This window comes from Methylobacterium oxalidis (assembly GCF_007992195.1).
Classification (GTDB): domain Bacteria; phylum Pseudomonadota; class Alphaproteobacteria; order Rhizobiales; family Beijerinckiaceae; genus Methylobacterium; species Methylobacterium oxalidis.
Genome location: NZ_BJZU01000148.1, coordinates 1 through 18,204 on the forward strand (window position 1 = coordinate 1; position 18,204 = coordinate 18,204).

The 18,204-nt window shown below is 67.1% G+C and carries 12 protein-coding genes and 1 tRNA gene; all 13 read right to left on the reverse strand.

The genetic code is table 11. The annotated features are described in order from the left end of the window. Positions 1-129: 129 nt before the first annotated feature. Positions 130-2,205, reverse strand: a complete 2,076-nt coding sequence (fusA, locus tag MOX02_RS26475; RefSeq protein WP_147028806.1) for an elongation factor G — start codon at positions 2,203-2,205, stop codon at positions 130-132. Between the two features lie 30 nt (positions 2,206-2,235). After that, complete coding sequence (rpsG, locus tag MOX02_RS26480) at positions 2,236-2,706, reverse strand: 30S ribosomal protein S7 (RefSeq protein WP_109895588.1); 471 nt, start codon at positions 2,704-2,706, stop codon at positions 2,236-2,238. A 104-nt stretch (positions 2,707-2,810) separates the two neighbouring features. Beyond that, a complete protein-coding gene (gene rpsL, locus MOX02_RS26485; RefSeq protein ID WP_109895591.1) occupies positions 2,811-3,182 on the reverse strand; it encodes a 30S ribosomal protein S12 in 372 nt (123 codons plus the stop codon). Positions 3,183-3,591: 409 nt separating this feature from the next. Then, on the reverse strand, positions 3,592-7,800 hold the full coding sequence (gene rpoC / locus MOX02_RS26490) for a DNA-directed RNA polymerase subunit beta' (RefSeq protein ID WP_147028807.1): 4,209 nt from the start codon (positions 7,798-7,800) through the stop codon (positions 3,592-3,594). Positions 7,801-7,972: 172 nt separating this feature from the next. Further along, positions 7,973-12,100, reverse strand: coding sequence for a DNA-directed RNA polymerase subunit beta (gene rpoB / locus MOX02_RS26495; RefSeq protein ID WP_147028808.1), 4,128 nt, complete (start codon positions 12,098-12,100; stop codon positions 7,973-7,975). A gap of 247 nt (positions 12,101-12,347) precedes the next feature. Next, the gene (gene rplL, locus MOX02_RS26500) at positions 12,348-12,725 is read right to left on the reverse strand and encodes a 50S ribosomal protein L7/L12 (RefSeq protein ID WP_147028809.1); all 378 of its coding nucleotides are present in this window, start codon (positions 12,723-12,725) and stop codon (positions 12,348-12,350) included. Between the two features lie 57 nt (positions 12,726-12,782). Next, entirely contained in the window at positions 12,783-13,301 is a 519-nt protein-coding gene (gene rplJ, locus MOX02_RS26505; RefSeq protein ID WP_147028810.1) for a 50S ribosomal protein L10, read from the reverse strand. Between the two features lie 535 nt (positions 13,302-13,836). Beyond that, a complete protein-coding gene (locus MOX02_RS26510) occupies positions 13,837-15,465 on the reverse strand; it encodes a B12-binding domain-containing radical SAM protein (RefSeq protein ID WP_147028811.1) in 1,629 nt (542 codons plus the stop codon). A gap of 153 nt (positions 15,466-15,618) precedes the next feature. Next, a complete protein-coding gene (gene rplA, locus MOX02_RS26515; protein ID WP_147028812.1) occupies positions 15,619-16,317 on the reverse strand; it encodes a 50S ribosomal protein L1 in 699 nt (232 codons plus the stop codon). A gap of 13 nt (positions 16,318-16,330) precedes the next feature. Then, entirely contained in the window at positions 16,331-16,780 is a 450-nt protein-coding gene (gene rplK / locus MOX02_RS26520) for a 50S ribosomal protein L11 (RefSeq protein WP_132255861.1), read from the reverse strand. A 152-nt stretch (positions 16,781-16,932) separates the two neighbouring features. Continuing rightward, positions 16,933-17,466: a transcription termination/antitermination protein NusG gene (nusG, locus tag MOX02_RS26525; protein ID WP_147028814.1), complete on the reverse strand. Its 534-nt coding sequence runs from the start codon at positions 17,464-17,466 to the stop codon at positions 16,933-16,935. A 64-nt stretch (positions 17,467-17,530) separates the two neighbouring features. Next, positions 17,531-17,827: a preprotein translocase subunit SecE gene (gene secE / locus MOX02_RS26530; protein WP_147028813.1), complete on the reverse strand. Its 297-nt coding sequence runs from the start codon at positions 17,825-17,827 to the stop codon at positions 17,531-17,533. Positions 17,828-18,000: 173 nt separating this feature from the next. Next, a tRNA-Trp gene (locus MOX02_RS26535) sits at positions 18,001-18,077 on the reverse strand. Positions 18,078-18,204 lie beyond the last annotated feature (127 nt).

Here is an 18,204-nt window from a genome sequence, read left to right on the forward strand (position 1 = left end):
GGTAGCCTCCGTCCGGGTTCGTGGGGTGCGGCCTGCCGGCTGATCGGCGCCGCACCGAGAAAGGGAGCCGGCCCGCAGGCCGGCGAAATCGCGAGGTTCGCCTACGCGTAGGTGGCTACGCGTACGTCGCTACGCATACTTGGCGATGACCTTGTCCGCCTCGCCGCGCGGCACTTCCTCGTAGTGGTCGAACTGCATCGTGAAGTTCGCGCGCCCCTGGGACATCGAACGCAGGTTGTTCACGTAGCCGAACATGTTGGCGAGCGGCACCATCGCGTTGATGACGTTGGCGTTGCCGCGCATGTCCTGGCCCTGGATCTGGCCGCGCCGGGAGTTCAGGTCGCCGATGACCGATCCCGTGTAATCCTCGGGCGAGACCACCTCGACCTTCATCACCGGCTCGAGCAGCACCGAGCCGCCCTTCTGCAGGGCCTCACGGAGCGCCGCGCGGGACGCGATCTCGAAGGCGAGCGCCGAGGAGTCGACGTCGTGGTAGGCACCGTCGATCAGCTCGACCTTGATGTCGACGACCGGGAAGCCGGCCAGGATGCCGGCGCCCAGGACCGAGTTGAGGCCCTTCTCGACGCCCGGGATGTACTCCTTCGGAACCGCGCCGCCGACGATCTTCGACTCGAACTCGAAGCCCTTGCCGGGCTCGTTCGGCTCGACGACGAACTTCACGCGGGCGAATTGGCCGGTGCCGCCGGTCTGCTTCTTGTGCGTGTAATCGACCTCGGTGCGGCGGGTCAGCTTCTCGCGGTAGGCGACTTGCGGCTGGCCGATATTCGCGTCGACCTTGTAGGTGCGGCGCAGGATGTCGACCTTGATGTCGAGATGGAGTTCGCCCATCCCCTTGAGGATGGTCTGCCCCGATTCCTGGTCCGTCGAGACGCGGAAGGACGGGTCCTCGGCGGCAAGCTTCGAGAGCGCGATGCCGAGCTTCTCCTGGTCGGCCTTCGACTTCGGCTCGACCGCGATCTCGATGACGGGCTCCGGGAACTCCATCCGCTCCAGGATCACGGCCTTCGTCGGGTCGCAGAGCGTGTCGCCCGTGCGGGTGTCCTTCAGGCCGGCGAGCGCCACGATGTCGCCGGCGAAGGCTTCCTTGATGTCCTCGCGGTTGTTGGCGTGCATCAGGAGCATCCGCCCTACCCGCTCCTTCTTGTCGCGGGTCGAGTTGATCACGTTGGCGCCGGACTCGACCTTGCCCGAGTAAACCCGGCAGAAGGTGATGGTGCCGACGTGGGGATCGTCCATGATCTTGAAAGCGAGCATGGAGAACGGATCCGAGTCGGACGGGTGGCGCACTACCGGCTCCTCGGTCTTGAAGTCGATGCCCTCGACGTCGCCGCGGTCCGCCGGGGACGGCAGATAATCGACGACGGCATCGAGAAGCGGCTGGACGCCCTTGTTCTTGAAGGCCGAGCCGCACAGCACCGGATGGAAGGCGCGCAGTTGGACGGCCTTGCGGACGAGCTTGCGCATCGTCTCCTCGTCCGGCTCTTGTCCGTCGAGGTAGGCTGTCATCGCGTCGTCATCGAGTTCAACGCAGGCCTCGACCAGCTTCGTGCGGTACTCGACGGCCTGGTCCTGCAGATCGGCCGGGATCTCGGTCTCGTTGAAGTTCGCGCCGAGGGCCTCGCCCGTCCAGACGATCGCCTTCATCTTGATGAGGTCGATCACGCCCTGGAAGTTGGACTCGGCGCCGATCGGCAGCTGGAGGCAGACCGGCTTGCCGGCGACGCGGTCGATGATGTCGGCCACGCACTTGAAAAAGTCTGCGCCGATCTTGTCCATCTTGTTGACGAACACGACGCGCGGCACGTCGTACTTGTCGGCCTGGCGCCACACGGTCTCGGTCTGGGGCTCGACGCCCTGGTTGCCGTCGAGCACGCAGACGGCGCCGTCGAGCACGCGCAGCGAACGCTCCACCTCGATGGTGAAGTCGACGTGGCCAGGGGTGTCGATGATGTTCAGGCGCTTCTCGCGCCAGAAGCAGGTCGTCGCCGCGGACGTGATGGTGATGCCGCGCTCCTGCTCCTGCTCCATCCAGTCCATCGTGGCGGCGCCCTCATGGACCTCGCCGATCTTGTGGGACTTGCCGGTGTAGTACAGGATCCGCTCGGTCGTCGTGGTCTTGCCGGCATCGATGTGGGCCATGATGCCGAAGTTGCGGTAGTCCTCGATCGCGTGCGTGCGGGGCATCGGGGTGCTCCTGAAAGGGGGGCTGACCGCTTACCAGCGGTAGTGCGAGAAGGCGCGGTTTGCTTCCGCCATCCGGTGCGTGTCTTCCCGCTTCTTCACGGCGTTGCCGCGGTTGTTGGCGGCGTCGAGGAGCTCGGCCGAGAGGCGCTCGACCATGGTGCGGTCGTTGCGGGCGCGCGCGGCCTGGATCAGCCAACGGATGGCCAGCGCCTGGCGGCGCTCGGTGCGGACTTCGACCGGAACCTGGTAGGTGGCGCCGCCGACGCGGCGGGAACGCACCTCGATCATCGGCGCGACGTTGTCGAGCGCGGCGCGGAACACCTCGATCGGGTTCGCGCGGGCGCGGTTCTCGACGATGTCGAAGGCGCCGTACACGATCGACTCGGCGACCGACTTCTTGCCCTCGTACATGATGGAATTCATGAACTTGGTCAGGACGACGTCGCCGTACTTGGCGTCGGGGATGATCTCACGCTTCTCGGCACTGTGGCGGCGGGACATGCGCGCGCTCCGTTCAGGTCTTGTCGGTCATCAAACCACCCCGCGCAGGCCGCCTTGAGCTTCGGGACGAAGCCGGCGACATCCTTGCGGGATGCGCGAAAATCTTACTTCGGACGCTTGGCGCCATACTTCGAACGGCGCTGCTTGCGGTTCTTCACGCCCTGCGTGTCGAGCACGCCGCGCAGGATGTGGTAGCGCACGCCCGGAAGGTCCTTCACGCGGCCGCCGCGGATCATCACCACGGAGTGCTCCTGAAGGTTGTGGCCCTCGCCCGGGATGTAGCCGATCACCTCGAATCCGTTGGTGAGGCGGACCTTGGCGACCTTGCGGAGCGCCGAGTTCGGCTTCTTGGGGGTCGTCGTGTAGACGCGGGTGCAGACGCCGCGCTTCTGCGGGCAGGCGTCGAGGGCCGGCACCTTGTTGCGGGCCTTCTGTGCCTTACGCGGCTGGGCGATCAGCTGGTTGATCGTCGGCATTCTCTGCCCTCTTCCTCAGGCCCGGTGGCGTGGGCCGCAAAACGAATATGCGCCAGGGGTCGGTCAGGACCCGTGGCGCGCTGTCGGTAGAGGAGCACGCCCTACTAGCAGGCGCGCTCTTACCTACTGATCTGACTGGCGTCAGGCGATGTGAGCCTCTGATCGGCATGGCGACGGTCTGAAGACTGATGCTTCGACCCGTCGGCGGCGTGCGATCGACCGGAGTGGCGCGCTTCTACGCGCGCTGGTGCGGAACGTCAACCTTCGGCACGCAAGTTCTTCGGCGCGCTGGCGGGTTAATTTTCGGTGAGCCCTCCTGTCGGCCTGCCCGGTGCCTGGTGTCATGTTCCGAGCAGAGAAAAGGCGGCCTCGCGGCCGCCTTCCTCCGTTCTCGCGCTGTCGCTCCGCCTCACTCTGCGGCTGGCGGCAGCTCCCCGATCGGCTGCGCACCGCTCTCGGCCGCGCGCTGCTGAAGGATGAGGGTGTCGCGGCGGCGTGCCACGGCGCGGATGTCCGCGGCGAGCGAGCCCGTGCCCGCCGGGATGAGCGAGCCCACGATCACGTTCTCCTTCAGCCCTTCCAGGGTGTCGACTTTGCCGTTGACGGCCGCCTCTGTGAGGACGCGGGTGGTCTCCTGGAACGAGGCCGCCGAGATGAACGACTTCGTCTGCAGGGAGGCCTTGGTGATGCCGAGCAGGACGGGGACGCCCTGGACCGGCTTCTTGCCCTCCGCGATCAGCTTGTCGTTGATCTCCGCGAACTCCGTCCGGTCGATCTGGTCGCCCGTCAGGATCTCCGAATCGCCGCCGTCGGTGATCTCCACCTTCTGCAGCATCTGCCGGACGATGACTTCGATGTGCTTGTCGTTGATCGACACGCCCTGCAGCCGGTAGACTTCCTGGATCTCGTTGACGAGGTAGGCGGCGAGCTCCTCGACGCCCTTGATCGCCAGGATGTCGTGCGGCGCCGGGTTGCCGTCGACGATGTAGTCGCCGAGCTCGACCACGTCCCCGTCCTGCAGGTGGATGTGCTTGCCTTTCGGGATCAGGTACTCGACCGGGTCGGAGCCGTCGTGCGGCGTCAGGGTCAGGCGGCGCTTGTTCTTGTAGTCCCGCCCGAAGGCGATGGTGCCCGACTTCTCGGCGATGATCGCCGCGTCCTTCGGACGGCGCGCCTCGAACAGCTCCGCCACCCGCGGCAGGCCGCCGGTGATGTCGCGCGTCTTGGCCGAGTCCGTGGAGACGCGGGCGAGGATGTCGCCGGCCTTCACCTTCGCGCCCGGATCGAAGCCGATGATGGCGTCGACGGGCAGGAAGTAGCGGGCCTCCGAGCCGCGCGGCAGCTTGATCGGCTTGCCGGTGTCGTCGTGGATCACCATCGCCGGCTTGAGGTCGGCCGTGCGGGCCGAGCCGCGCCAGTCGATCACGACGCGCTTGGCGATGCCGGTCGACTCGTCGGTGGTCTCGGTGATGGATTGGCCATCGTAGAGATCCTCGTAGGCCACCACGCCGTCGCTCTCCGTGAGGATCGGACGGGTGTAGGGGTCCCACTCCGCGATGCGCTGGCCGCGCTTGACCTTGTCGCCCTCGTCGACCCGCACCTTGGCGCCGTATTGGAGACGGTGCACGGCGCGCTCGGTCCCGTCGGCGCCGACGATCACCACGGCCACGTTGCGGCCAGTGGCGATGAGGTCGCCGTCCGAGTTCCGGGCGAGGGCCCGGTTGCGGATCTTGATCGTGCCCTCGAAGCTCGACTCGATGAAGGACGAATCCGCGATCTGGGCCGCACCGCCGATGTGGAAGGTGCGCATCGTGAGCTGCGTGCCCGGCTCGCCGATCGACTGCGCCGCGATGACGCCGACGGCCTCGCCCATGTTGACAGGCGTGCCGCGCGCGAGGTCGCGCCCGTAGCAGGTGGCGCAGACGCCGCTCTTTGTCGCGCAGACGAGCACGGAGCGGATCTTCACCTCCTGGATGCCGGCAGCGGTGATCGCCGGCAGGTGCCGCTCCTCGATGGTCTCGCCGGTGGCCACGATCACGGTGCCGTCGGCGGCCACGAGGTCCTCCGCGGCCGCGCGGCCGAGGATGCGGGTGGCGAGCGGAGCCACGACCTGGCCCGCATCGATGATCGCCCGCATGCGGATCCCGTTCTCGGTGCCGCAATCCTTCTCGCGGATCACGGCGTCCTGGGCGACGTCGACGAGGCGGCGGGTCAGGTAGCCAGAGTTCGCGGTCTTCAGCGCCGTGTCCGCGAGGCCCTTGCGGGCGCCGTGGGTGGAGTTGAAGTACTCGAGAACGTCGAGGCCCTCCTTGAAGTTCGAGATGATCGGCGTCTCGATGATCTCGCCCGAGGGCTTGGCCATCAGGCCGCGCATCGCCGCGAGCTGCTTCATCTGAGCCGGCGAGCCGCGGGCGCCCGAGTGGCTCATCATGTAGATCGAGTTGACCTGCTTGTCGGCGCCGTTCTCGTCCTTCTGGACGGAGGAGATCCGGCCCATCATCTCGGCGGCCAGCTTGTCCGAGCACTTCGCCCAGGCGTCGACGACCTTGTTGTACTTCTCGCCCTGGGTGATCAGGCCGTCATTGTACTGCTGCTCGTAATCCTTCACGAGCGTGCGGGTGTCCTCGACGATCGACCACTTGTTGTCCGGCACCACCATGTCGTCCTTGCCGAACGAGATGCCGGCCTTGAATGCGTGGCTGAAGCCGAGCGCCATGATGCGGTCGCAGAAGATCACCGACTCCTTCTGACCGCAGTGACGATAGACGGTGTCGATCATTGCGGAGATCTCCTTCTTCGTCATCAGCTTGTTGACGACGTCGAAGGGGACCTTCCGGTGCTGCGGCAGCACGCCGGACAGGATCACGCGGCCGGGCGTGGTGTCGTAGGTCTTGGTCATCGGCTCGCCGTCGGGGCCGATGCCCTTCCAGCGCCACTTGATCTTGGAGTGCAGCGAGACGGCCTTGGCCGCGAGCGCGTGCTCCAGCTCGCCGATGTCGCCGTAGACGCCCTGCATCGGGTTCTCAGCGTTGCCCGGCTTGAACTCGCCCGGGGCGCCCTCGGCCACGATCGACAGGTAGTAGAGGCCGAGAACGATGTCCTGCGAGGGCACGATGATCGGTTGACCGTTGGCCGGGTGCAGGATGTTGTTCGTCGACATCATGAGGACGCGTGCCTCGAGCTGAGCCTCGAGGCTCAGCGGCACGTGCACGGCCATCTGGTCGCCGTCGAAGTCGGCGTTGAAGGCCGCGCAGACGAGCGGGTGCAGCTGGATCGCCTTGCCTTCGATCAGCTTCGGCTCGAACGCCTGGATGCCGAGCCGGTGCAGCGTCGGCGCGCGGTTGAGCATGACGGGGTGCTCGCGGATCACCTCGTCGAGGATGTCCCAGACCTCCGGCTTCTCCTTCTCGACGAGCTTCTTCGCCTGCTTGACGGTGGCGGAGAAGCCCTTGGCGTCGAGGCGCGCGTAGATGAAGGGCTTGAACAGCTCGAGCGCCATCTTCTTCGGCAGGCCGCACTGGTGCAGCTTCAGCTCCGGGCCGACGACGATGACCGAGCGGCCCGAGTAGTCGACGCGCTTGCCGAGCAGGTTCTGGCGGAAGCGGCCCTGCTTGCCCTTCAGCATGTCGGCGAGCGACTTCAGCGGGCGCTTGTTGGCGCCCGTGATGACGCGTCCGCGCCGGCCGTTGTCGAACAGCGCGTCCACCGCCTCCTGAAGCATGCGCTTCTCGTTGCGGATGATGATGTCGGGCGCACGCAGCTCGATCAGCCGCTTCAGGCGGTTGTTGCGGTTGATGACGCGCCGGTACAGGTCGTTGAGGTCGGACGTGGCGAAGCGGCCGCCGTCAAGGGGAACGAGCGGGCGCAGGTCCGGCGGGATCACCGGGACCACGGTCAGGATCATCCACTCGGGGCGGTTGCCCGATTGCTGGAAGGCCTCGATGATCTTGAGGCGCTTCAGGAGCTTCTTCGGCTTCAGCTCGGAGGTCGTGGTGGCGATCTCCTCGCGCAGGTCCGCCGCGATCTTGTCGAGGTCGAGCTCCTGCAGGATGCGCCGGATCGCCTCCGCGCCGATCATCGCGGTGAAGGAATCCTCGCCGTACTCCTCCTGCGCGCGCAGGTACTCCTCCTCCGACAGGAGCTGACGCTCCTTGAGGGGGGTGAGGCCGGGCTCGATGACGCAGTAGGACTCGAAGTAGAGGATCCGCTCGAGGTCCTTCAGCGCCATGTCGAGCAGCAGGCCGATGCGGCTCGGCAGCGACTTCAGGAACCAGATGTGCGCGACGGGGGCGGCGAGTTCGATGTGGCCCATGCGGTCGCGCCGGACGCGCGCGAGGGTGACCTCGACGCCGCACTTCTCACAGATGACGCCCTTGTACTTCATGCGCTTGTACTTGCCGCACAAGCACTCGTAATCCTTGATGGGCCCGAAGATGCGCGCGCAGAACAGACCGTCACGCTCGGGCTTGAACGTGCGATAGTTGATCGTCTCGGGCTTCTTGATCTCGCCGTAGGACCAGGAAAGGATCTTCTCGGGCGATGAGATCGAGATCTTGATCTGGTCGAAGCTCTGAGGCTGAGCCTGCTGATTGAAAAGATTCATGACCTCTTGGTTCATGATCTACTCCTTGATGAGCGGGCCGCCCCGCGCCCGGGCCACCGCGCCTTGAAACAATCGGCGCAGCGCCCTGCCGGGGCGCCGCTGGCCGTGAGATCGTCGGGAGGCCCTGCCCCTCTCCGCTCGGACCGTGCCGGCTCCGCGCCGGCACGGGAGGTGTGGTCTCAGACGCTTACTCGGCGGCGTCCGCCGGCGGTTCGATCTGGTCGTTGGCCGCGTTCTGCTTCGAGGAGGTGAGCTCGACGTTGAGGCCGAGCGAGCGCATCTCCTTGACGAGCACGTTGAACGACTCGGGGATGCCCGCCTCGAAGGTGTCGTCGCCGCGGACGATCGCCTCGTAGACCTTGGTGCGGCCGGCCACGTCGTCCGACTTCACCGTCAGCATCTCCTGCAGCGTGTAGGCCGCGCCGTAGGCCTCGAGCGCCCAGACCTCCATCTCGCCGAAGCGCTGGCCGCCGAACTGCGCCTTGCCGCCGAGCGGCTGCTGGGTGACCAGCGAGTAGGGGCCGATCGAGCGGGCGTGGATCTTGTCGTCCACGAGGTGATGCAGCTTCAGCATGTAGATGTAGCCCATCGTCACCTTGCGGTCGAAAGGCTCGCCCGTGCGTCCGTCGTAGAGCGTCGACTGGCCCGACCGGTCGAGACCGGCCATCTCCAGCATCGCCTCGATGTCGGCCTCCTTGGCGCCGTTGAAGACCGGAGTCGCCATCGGCACGCCGCGCCGGAGGTTGTTGCCGACCTCCGCCAGATCCTCGTCGGACAGGCCGTCGAGCTCGGCCGGCGAGTAGATGCTCTTCATCTCCTCGCGCAGCGGCGCGATGTCCTGCGTCTTGAGGTAGGCGTCGACCGCCTGGGCGACCTTCCGGCCGAGACCGGCGGCGGCCCAGCCCAAATGCGTCTCGAGGATCTGGCCGACGTTCATGCGGCTCGGCACGCCGAGCGGGTTCAGCACGATGTCGGCGTGGGTCCCGTCTTCCAGGAACGGCATGTCCTCGATCGGCACGATGCGCGAGACAACGCCCTTGTTGCCGTGGCGGCCGGCCATCTTGTCGCCGGGCTGGATCTTGCGCTTCACCGCCACGAAGACCTTGACCATCTTCATGACGCCGGGCGGAAGCTCGTCGCCGCGCTGAAGCTTCTCGACCTTGTCGAGGAAGCGCTGCTCGAGGCGCTTCTTCGACTCGTCGTACTGCTTCTGCATCGCCTCCATCTCGGTCATGAGACGGTCGTCGACGACGGCGAACTGCCACCACTGCGAGCGCGGATAGTCGGAGAGCCCCTCGCGGGTCAGCGTGGTGTCCTTCTTGAAGCCCTTCGGGCCCGCGATCGGCGACTGCCCGATCAGGACGTCCGCGAGACGCGCGTACGTGTTGCGGTCGAGGATCGCCTGCTCGTCGTCCCGGTCCTTGGCGAGGCGCTCGATCTCCTCGCGCTCGATGGCCTGGGCGCGCTCGTCCTTGTCGACGCCGTGCCGGTTGAACACCCGCACCTCGACGATGGTGCCGGTGACGCCCGGCGGCACGCGCAGGGACGTGTCGCGCACGTCGGAGGCCTTCTCGCCGAAGATGGCGCGGAGCAGCTTCTCCTCCGGCGTCATCGGGCTCTCGCCCTTCGGCGTGATCTTGCCGACGAGGATGTCGCCGGCATGCACCTCGGCGCCGATGTAGACGATGCCGGCCTCGTCGAGGTTCTTGAGCGCCTCCTCCGAGACGTTCGGGATGTCGCGGGTGATCTCCTCCGGCCCCAGCTTGGTGTCGCGGGCCATCACCTCGAATTCCTCAATGTGGATCGAGGTGAAAACGTCATCCTTCACGATCCGCTCGGAGAGCAGGATCGAGTCCTCGAAGTTGTAGCCGTTCCAGGGCATGAACGCGACGAGCACGTTGCGGCCGAGCGCGAGCTCGCCGAACTCGGTCGAGGGACCGTCGGCGATGATCTCGCCCTTCTTGACCGGCTCGCCCACGCGCACCAGCGGCTTCTGCGTGATGCAGGTCGACTGGTTGGAGCGCTGGAACTTCTGCAGGCGGTAGATGTCGACGCCGGGCTTCGTCGCGTCCGTCTCCTCGGTGGCGCGGATGACGATGCGGGTGGCGTCCACCTGGTCGACGATGCCGGCCCGGCGGGCCGCGATGGCGGCACCGGAGTCGCGGGCGACCACGGCCTCCATGCCGGTGCCGACGAAGGGCGCGTCGGCGCGCACCAGCGGCACCGCCTGACGCTGCATGTTCGAGCCCATCAGAGCGCGGTTGGCGTCGTCGTTCTCGAGGAACGGGATGAGCGCCGCGGCGACCGAGACGAGCTGCTTCGGCGACACGTCCATGAGGTCGACGCGCTCGGGCCCGACGACGATCACTTCGCCCGCGCGCCGGCAGACCACGAGGTCCTCCGTCAGCTTGCGGCTCTCGTCCATCGCGGCGTTGGCCTGCGCGACGTAGTACTTCGCCTCCTCCATGGCGGAGAGGTAGGCGACTTCGTCGGTCACCACGCCGTCCTTCACGCGGCGGAAGGGCGTCTCGATGAAGCCGTACTTGTTCACGCGCGCGAAGGTCGCGAGCGAGTTGATCAGGCCGATGTTCGGGCCTTCCGGCGTCTCGATCGGGCAGATGCGGCCGTAATGCGTCGGGTGCACGTCGCGCACCTCGAAGCCCGCGCGCTCGCGGGTCAGGCCGCCCGGGCCCAGCGCCGAGAGGCGGCGCTTGTGCGTGACCTCGGAGAGCGGGTTCGTCTGGTCCATGAACTGCGAGAGCTGCGAGGAACCGAAGAACTCGCGCACGGCCGCGGCCGCGGGCTTCGCGTTGATCAGGTCCTGCGGCATCACGGTGTCGATGTCGACCGACGACATGCGCTCCTTGATGGCGCGCTCCATGCGCAGGAGGCCCAGGCGGTACTGGTTCTCCATGAGCTCGCCCACCGAGCGGACGCGCCGGTTGCCGAGGTGATCGATGTCGTCGATCTCGCCCTTGCCGTCGCGCAGGTCCACGAGCGCCTTGACGACCGCAAGCATGTCCTCCTTGCGGAGCGTGCGCACGGTGTCGGCGGCGTCGAGGTCGAGGCGCATGTTCATCTTCACGCGGCCGACCGCGGAGAGGTCGTAGCGCTCGGCATCGAAGAACAGCGAGTGGAACATCGCCTCCGCGGTCTCGAGCGTCGGCGGCTCGCCGGGGCGCATGACCCGGTAGATGTCAAACAGCGCACCCTCGCGGCTGGAGTTCTTGTCCACCGCCAGCGTGTTGCGGATGTAGGGGCCGACGTTGACGTGGTCGATGTCGAGGACGGGCAGCTCGGTGATTCCGACATCCTCCAGCGCCTTCAGGAGCTTGTCGGAGATCTCGTCGCCGGCCTCGGCCCAGATCTCGCCGGTCTTCATGTTGACGAGGTCCTCGGCGATGTACTGGCCGACGAGATCCTCGTCGGTCGCCTTGAGGAACTTGGTGCCCTTCTCGCCGATGAGCCGCGCGTTGCGGGCGTTGAGCTTCTTGCCGGCCTCCAGCACGACCTCGCCGGACTCGGCGTCGATCAGGTCGACGCTCGCCTTGAAGCCCTTGAGGCGCTCGGCGTCGAACGGCACGCGCCAGTCCGCCCCGTCACGGGCGTAGGTGACGCGGTTGTAGAAGGTCGAGAGGATCTCCTCGCCGTCGAGGCCGAGCGCGAACAGCAGCGAGGTCACCGGCAGCTTCCGCTTCCGGTCGATGCGCACGTACACGATGTCCTTGGCGTCGAACTCGACGTCGAGCCAGGAGCCCCGGTAGGGGATGATGCGCGCGGCGAAGAGCAGCTTGCCCGAGGAGTGGGTCTTGCCCTTGTCGTGGTCGAAGAACACGCCCGGCGAGCGGTGCATCTGCGAGACGATCACGCGCTCGGTGCCGTTGACGATGAAGGTGCCGTTCTCCGTCATCAGGGGCATGTCGCCCATGTAGACGTCCTGCTCCTTGATGTCCTTGACGGACTTGGCGCCGGTGTCCGGATCCACGTCGAACACGATCAGCCGCAGCGTCACCTTGAGCGGCGCGGCGAAGGTGATGCCGCGCTGGCGGCACTCGTCGACGTCGTATTTCGGGGCCTCGAACGTGTACTTCACGAACTCGAGCAGCGCCGTCGAGGAGAAGTCGGAGATCGGGAAGACCGACTTGAAGACGCTCTGCAGCCCTTCCTCGGCCCGGCCGCCCTCAGGCTCGTCCACCATCAGGAACTGGTCGTAGGACGCCTTCTGGACCTCGATGAGGTTCGGCATCTCGGCGACTTCCCGGATCTTGCCGAAGAACTTGCGAATGCGCTTGCGACCGACCAGCGTGTTGGCCATGTGACCTCGCTCCACCATCTTCCGCGTCCTGGTTGCCCGGGGAAAGCCTCGCTTCCCGCGCCGGGCCGTGACGCGCGCCCCGCCGGACCGCGCCACCCGTAGCTGAATTCCGATCGGGACCGTTCCAGGACCCACCGGTCGCCCGAAGCGACCTTAGCCCGCGGGTGAGAACACCCGCGGGCTCGGTGACGGGAGGCTGCGCACAGCCCCCCGCGCGATGATGGGCCGGCAGCGGCCCATCGGGGTCTTACTTGAGCTCGACCTTGGCGCCGGCCTTCTCCAGCTGGCCCTTGATCTTCTCGGCCTCGTCCTTGGCCACCGACTCCTTGACGGGCTTCGGCGCACCCTCGACGAGGTCCTTCGCCTCCTTGAGGCCGAGGCCGGTGATCGCGCGGACCTCCTTGATGACCTCGATCTTCTTGTCGCCGGCCGAGGCGAGCACGACCGTGAACTCGGTCTGCTCCTCGGCGGCGGGGGCGGCGGCACCGGCGGCCGGGCCGGCGGCCACGGCGACGGCAGCGGCGGCCGAGACGCCCCACTTCTCCTCGAGCATCTTGGCGAGGTCGGCGGCCTCAAGGACGGTCAGCGACGAGAGGTCGTCGACGAGCTTGGCAAGATCAGCCATGGTGATGTTCCTCTGATATCGGTTTGAACGGTCTGGATTGTAAGGGGTGGAACGGCCTCAGGCCGCTTCGTCCTTCTTGGCATAGGCCCCGAACACGCGGGCGAGCTTGGCCGCCGGCGCGTTGACGACCTGGGCGACCTTGGTCGCGGGAGCCTGCACGAGGCCCACGATCTTGGCGCGCAGTTCGTCGAGGGACGGGAGCGAGGCGAGCGCCTTCACGCCGTCCGGGTTCAGGGCGGTCGTTCCCATGGCGCCGCCGAGGATCACGAGCTTGTCGTTGCCCTTGGCGAAATCCACCGCCACCTTGGCGGCCGCGACCGGATCGCTCGAGTAGGCGAGCAGGGTCGGGCCCTTCAGGAGGGGCTTGATGGAGGCGACGTCCGTGCCATCGAGAGCGATGTTGGCGAGGCGGTTCTTGGCGACCTTCACGGTGGCGCCGGCCTGCTTCATCTGCGAACGCAGCTTCTGCATCTCGGCGACCGTGAGGCCCTTGTAGTGGGCCACGACGACGACGGCCGTGTTCGCGAACACGCCGTTGAGCGTCGAGACGAGATCAGCTTTTGCTGTCCGGTCCACTGGGGCTCTCTCCGGTTGGCGGAACCCGGGATCGGGTCCGCCGGTTGCACTTGCCGCCCGGGACGGATCTCGGCCTTTTCATCAGCCGGAACGCCCGCGGACGACGCTTCACGGCCCTGTCCCCCGGCGGCCGCCCGGATGGGTGCCCGACGTGGGTTGAGAAGGTTCAAACCGATGCCTCTTCCGCCCGCGGGAGCGGTCGGACGAGGGACTTGGAATTCGGTCTTCCCCGTCTGTGCAGGCTGGAGGATTAAGCCGGTCACCCGGCGCCTGCAGTCTCGGACAGGACATGGCCGGACACGGCCCTGTGAGGCTTTTGCGCCCCGCAAGTCCTTCCGGCCATCGCCACCCGGTCGCCCAGGCGGCATCTCGAACGGAACCGGCCGACAGGACGGCTCCAAAACCTCAACGTGAATTCGTGGAGCGCGGTGTATAGAGCCTAGCAAGCCGCCTGCCAAGACCTCGCGCGCGACATTTCCGTCGCAGGCAAGCGCATCTGGCCTGCGCCGTGCTCGTGGCTGCCCCCGCGCTACCCTCAGGTGGGCAGAAAGCGCCGTGCCGCCTCCCACCACGGGCGGTTGCGGTCGCGCTCCCGCTGCTCGGCCTTGGCCGCGTAGAACGAGGCGTTGTGCTCGCCCCGCAGGGCCTCGCGGGTGAAGCGGATCAGATGGTGAGCGACGAAGCCCATGTTGAACACGGCCTCGATCTGCCCCTTGCGCAGGGCGTGCCCCGCCGCCTGCCAGAACGGCCTGCGGTAGTCCGAGAGGAGGCCGACCCGAACGATGATGTTGAAGCCGAGGATCAGGCCGCGTCGCAGGTTCGTGATCGTGAGCTTGCCCTTCGTCGGCGTCGTGATCCGGTGCGGGTAGGTCACGTCGCACTGGTGCTTGAAGCGCTCGAAGATCTTCTCGGGCGCGTAGGCGTGCGCGATGGCCCGACGCCAGCTCGCCACCACGTCGTCGTGAGGCCGCTTGAACAGGACGTTCGATTCGAGCGCGGCGTCGTGGACGAGGCGGTTCTCCCGCTCCAGCCGGTCCCAGAGCGGCGTCTTCGGCAGGGCCTGGAGGAGGTTGATGGTCAAGACCGGTATGGCGGAGCGGTCGATGAAGTCGATCAGGTTGTCCTCGGATTTCTCGGTATCCGAATCGAGGCCGAGGATAATGCCCGAGGTGACCTCCAGCCCGTAGCTGTTGAGGGTCTCGATCGCCTCGTACATCGGCACGGCGGCGTTGTGCTTCTTGTCGATGCCGGCTAGCGCCTCGGCCTCCGGCGTCTCGATGCCGACGAACACCGTCATGAAGTTCGCCTGCCGCATCAGCTCGAGGATCTCGGGCTGCTTGGCCATGTTCAGGGTCGCCTCGCAGGCGAACTGGAGCGGGTAGTCGTTCCGCTTCTGCCACTCGATCAGGTGCGGGAGCATGTCCCGCGTCGCCTTGCGGTTGCCGATGAAATTGTCGTCCACGAAGTAGACCACCGCAGGGTGGCCGGGCTGGGCGACGATCGCGTCGAGCTCGGCGCACATCTGCTCGGGGCTCTTGAGGCGCGGCTGGCGCCCGTAGAGCTGCGGTATGTCGCAGAACTCGCAGCGATAGGGGCAGCCGGACGAGAATTGCAGCGAGCCGATCAGGTAGCGCTTGAGCGGCACCGCCTCGTAGGCGGGCGCGGGGAAGTCGGCGAGGGCGAGTCGGTCCGCGGTCTCCAGCCTGACCTGCGCGGGCGGGATCGCGACGTCCCGATCCAAGATCTCGACGAGGCGGTCGGTCGCGTCCCCGATCTCGCCGAGGTGGAGATAGTCGAAGTCCGCGTACTTCTCGGGGGAGCCGGAGACCGAGGGGCCGCCCAGCACCGTCACCTTTCCGGCAGCGTGCGCGCGGGCGTTGATGTCGTGGATCTGCGGCGCCTGGATGTGCATGCCGGAGACGAACACGGCGTCGGCCCAGGCGAATTCCTCCGCGGTGGCGCGGCGGATGTTCTCATCGATGAACCGGCATTCCCAGCTCTCCGGCATGTAGGCCGCGATCAGCAGGAGCCCCTGGGGCGGCATGAACGCCTTGACGCCGCCCATCAGCGGATAGGCGTGGGAGAAGGTCCCGAAGGACGGCGTGTAGGCGGGAAAGACGCACAGGATGCGTCGACGGGACGAGACCGGGAGGGAGCATCGCATGGAAGCGTATCTAGCACAGGCCGGCCCGAAGGCGCCCCCTCCTCGCGCCGATGTGCAGGGCAAATCTGCGCGGATACGGTGCCGGGCCGGACATGAGAGCGCCCGGCCGTTGCCGGCCGGGCGCTCGCAGCGTTCGCGCGGGCTGATCCCGCCTCAGGCGGTCAGCACGGTCGAGGGCTCGACCTTCACGCCCGGACCCATCGTCGAGGTGACGGCGATGCGCTGGATGTAGGTGCCCTTGGCGCCCGTGGGCTTGGCCTTGGCCACCGCGTCCGCGAAGGCCTTGATGTTCTCGACGAGCTTGGCCTCGTCGAACGAGACCTTGCCGACGCCGGCATGCACGATGCCGGCCTTCTCGACGCGGAACTCGACCGAGCCGCCCTTGGCGCCGGCCACCGCGGTCTTCACGTCCATCGTGACGGTGCCGACCTTCGGGTTCGGCATCAGGCCGCGCGGGCCGAGCACCTTGCCGAGACGGCCGACGAGCGGCATCAGGTCCGGGGTCGCGATACAGCGGTCGAACTCGATCTTGCCGCCCTGGACGATCTCGAGGAGATCCTCGGCGCCCACGATGTCGGCGCCCGCCGCCTTGGCCTCGTCGGCCTTGGCGCCGCGGGCGAACACCGCCACGCGGACCGTGCGGCCGGAGCCGTTCGGCAGGTTGCAGACGCCGCGGACCATCTGGTCGGCGTGGCGCGGGTCGACGCCGAGGTTCATCGAGACCTCGACGGTCTCGTCGAACTTGGCGTTGGCCTTCGCCTTCACGAGCTTCACCGCCTCGTCGATGGCGTAGAGCTTGCCCGGCTCGATGCCCTCGCGGGCGGCGCGGATGCGCTTACCTTCGTGTGCCATGCTGCCCTCCCCCTCAGGCGACCACGTCGAGGCCCATGGCCCGCGCGGAGCCACGGATCATCGCGACGGCGGCGTCGACCGAGTCGCAGTTCAGGTCGGGCATCTTCTTCTCCGCGATCTCGCGGAGCTGGGCCTCGGTGACCTTGCCGACCTTCGGGCCCTTGCCCGGGGTCTTGGAGCCGGAGGCCGGCTTCTTGCCGAGCTTGAGGCCCGCCGCCTTCTTCAGGAAGAAGGTGACCGGAGGCTGCTTCATCTCGAAGGTGAACGAGCGGTCCTGATACGCGGTGATGATCACCGGGATCGGGGTGCCCTTCTCCATCTGCGCGGTCTTCGCGTTGAAGGCCTTGCAGAATTCCATGATGTTGAGGCCGCGCTGACCGAGCGCGGGGCCGATCGGCGGCGACGGGTTGGCGGCGCCGGCCGGGACCTGAAGCTTCACGTAGCCCGTGATCTTCTTCGCCATGGGACTGCTCCCAATGATTGCCCGCCGCCGGGCTGCCTAAGGCTCCGGCGGGGCGGACGGTTGCAGGTCGCGGTGCGGCCCGTGGCTCCCGGCGGCGAACCGGGCGGACCTCCCGCGGATGATCGGGCGGCCGGGAGGCCGGCCCGCTACGGTCAGGCCTTCTCGACCTGCGCGTATTCCAGTTCCACCGGGGTGGCGCGCCCGAAGATCGACACGGCGACCTTGAGGCGGGAGCGGCTCTCGTCGATCTCCTCGACGGTGCCGTTGAAGCTCGCGAAGGGGCCGTCCGCGACCCGAACGGTCTCGCCGATCTCGAAGGAGATCGAAGGCTTCGGGCGGTCGACACCCTCGGCGACCTGGCCCTTGATGCGCTCGGCCTCTGCGTCCGGGATCGGCACCGGCTTCGACTTGTCGGCGCCGAGGAAGCCCGTGACCTTCGGGGTGTTCTTGATGAGGTGGTAGACCTCGTCCGTCAGGTCGCACTTCACCAGGACGTAGCCGGGGAAGAACTTGCGCTCGGCATCGACCTTGCGGCCGCGGCGAACCTCGGTGACCTTCTCGGTCGGCACCATCACCTCGTCGAAGAGTTCGGTCAGCCCGCGCTGGGCCGCCTGGTCCTTGATGGACTGGGCGACCTTGTTCTCGAAGTTCGAGTAGGCGTGGACGATGTACCAGCGCTTCGACACGGTTCTCATCACCTCCGGACGTCCGCAAGTCCCGCGCGCGGGACCCGATATTCAGCCTGCAGCGTCAGACCCCGAGGATCACGCCGACGAGATAGCGCAGGGCCTGATCCACCACGGTGAAGAACAGGCTCGCGGCGACCACCATGATGAACACCATGACGGTCGTGATGGTGGTCTCCTTCCGGCTCGGCCACGTGACCTTGCGGCCCTCGTCGCGGACCTGCTGGATGAACTCCAGCGGGCTCGTCCGCTTCGGCGTCGGCCGAACCGGGGGCGTCTGGCGCGGTGGCGTCGGCGTCGACGATCCGCGCGAGGAACCACGCGTCAGGTCCATCTTCTTCGTCGCTTCGTTCGATGCCATGGCGCCAGAAACCGGGAAACGTGTGTCCGGGAAAGGGGAGGCGCGGCGCCCCGGGCTCTCGGGGAGCCCGCACCGACGGCCATCATCGATCTCGGAGTGCGCCCGCTCTAGCGCAAGTCCACCCCGTTGTCGACAGGGGCCGGAACGGGCGTCGGCGAGCGGGAAAATCTGAATGGCAGGAGTGGAGGGACTCGAACCCGCAACCTCCGGTTTTGGAGACCGGCGCTCTGACCAGTTGAGCTACACTCCTGCGGGCGCCCTCTCGGGCGCGGCCCCGTCAATGCCGCAAGCCGATCGCGGATGCAAGTCCGGCGTGGCGGTCAACGGATGCGAAAAAAAGGGGCCGGCCCGAAGGCCGGCCCCCGCGAGCCCGAGGG

Coding starts and splice junctions, on each gene's coding strand:
- fusA (WP_147028806.1), bottom strand. CDS start 2,205: ATGCCCCGCACGCACGCGATCGAGGACTACCGCAACTTCGGCATCATG.
- rpsG (WP_109895588.1), bottom strand. CDS start 2,706: ATGTCCCGCCGCCACAGTGCCGAGAAGCGTGAGATCATCCCCGACGCC.
- rpsL (WP_109895591.1), bottom strand. CDS start 3,182: ATGCCGACGATCAACCAGCTGATCGCCCAGCCGCGTAAGGCACAGAAG.
- rpoC (WP_147028807.1), bottom strand. CDS start 7,800: ATGAACCAAGAGGTCATGAATCTTTTCAATCAGCAGGCTCAGCCTCAG.
- rpoB (WP_147028808.1), bottom strand. CDS start 12,100: ATGGCCAACACGCTGGTCGGTCGCAAGCGCATTCGCAAGTTCTTCGGC.
- rplL (WP_147028809.1), bottom strand. CDS start 12,725: ATGGCTGATCTTGCCAAGCTCGTCGACGACCTCTCGTCGCTGACCGTC.
- MOX02_RS26510 (WP_147028811.1), bottom strand. CDS start 15,465: ATGCGATGCTCCCTCCCGGTCTCGTCCCGTCGACGCATCCTGTGCGTC.
- rplA (WP_147028812.1), bottom strand. CDS start 16,317: ATGGCACACGAAGGTAAGCGCATCCGCGCCGCCCGCGAGGGCATCGAG.
- rplK (WP_132255861.1), bottom strand. CDS start 16,780: ATGGCGAAGAAGATCACGGGCTACGTGAAGCTTCAGGTCCCGGCCGGC.
- secE (WP_147028813.1), bottom strand. CDS start 17,827: ATGGCATCGAACGAAGCGACGAAGAAGATGGACCTGACGCGTGGTTCC.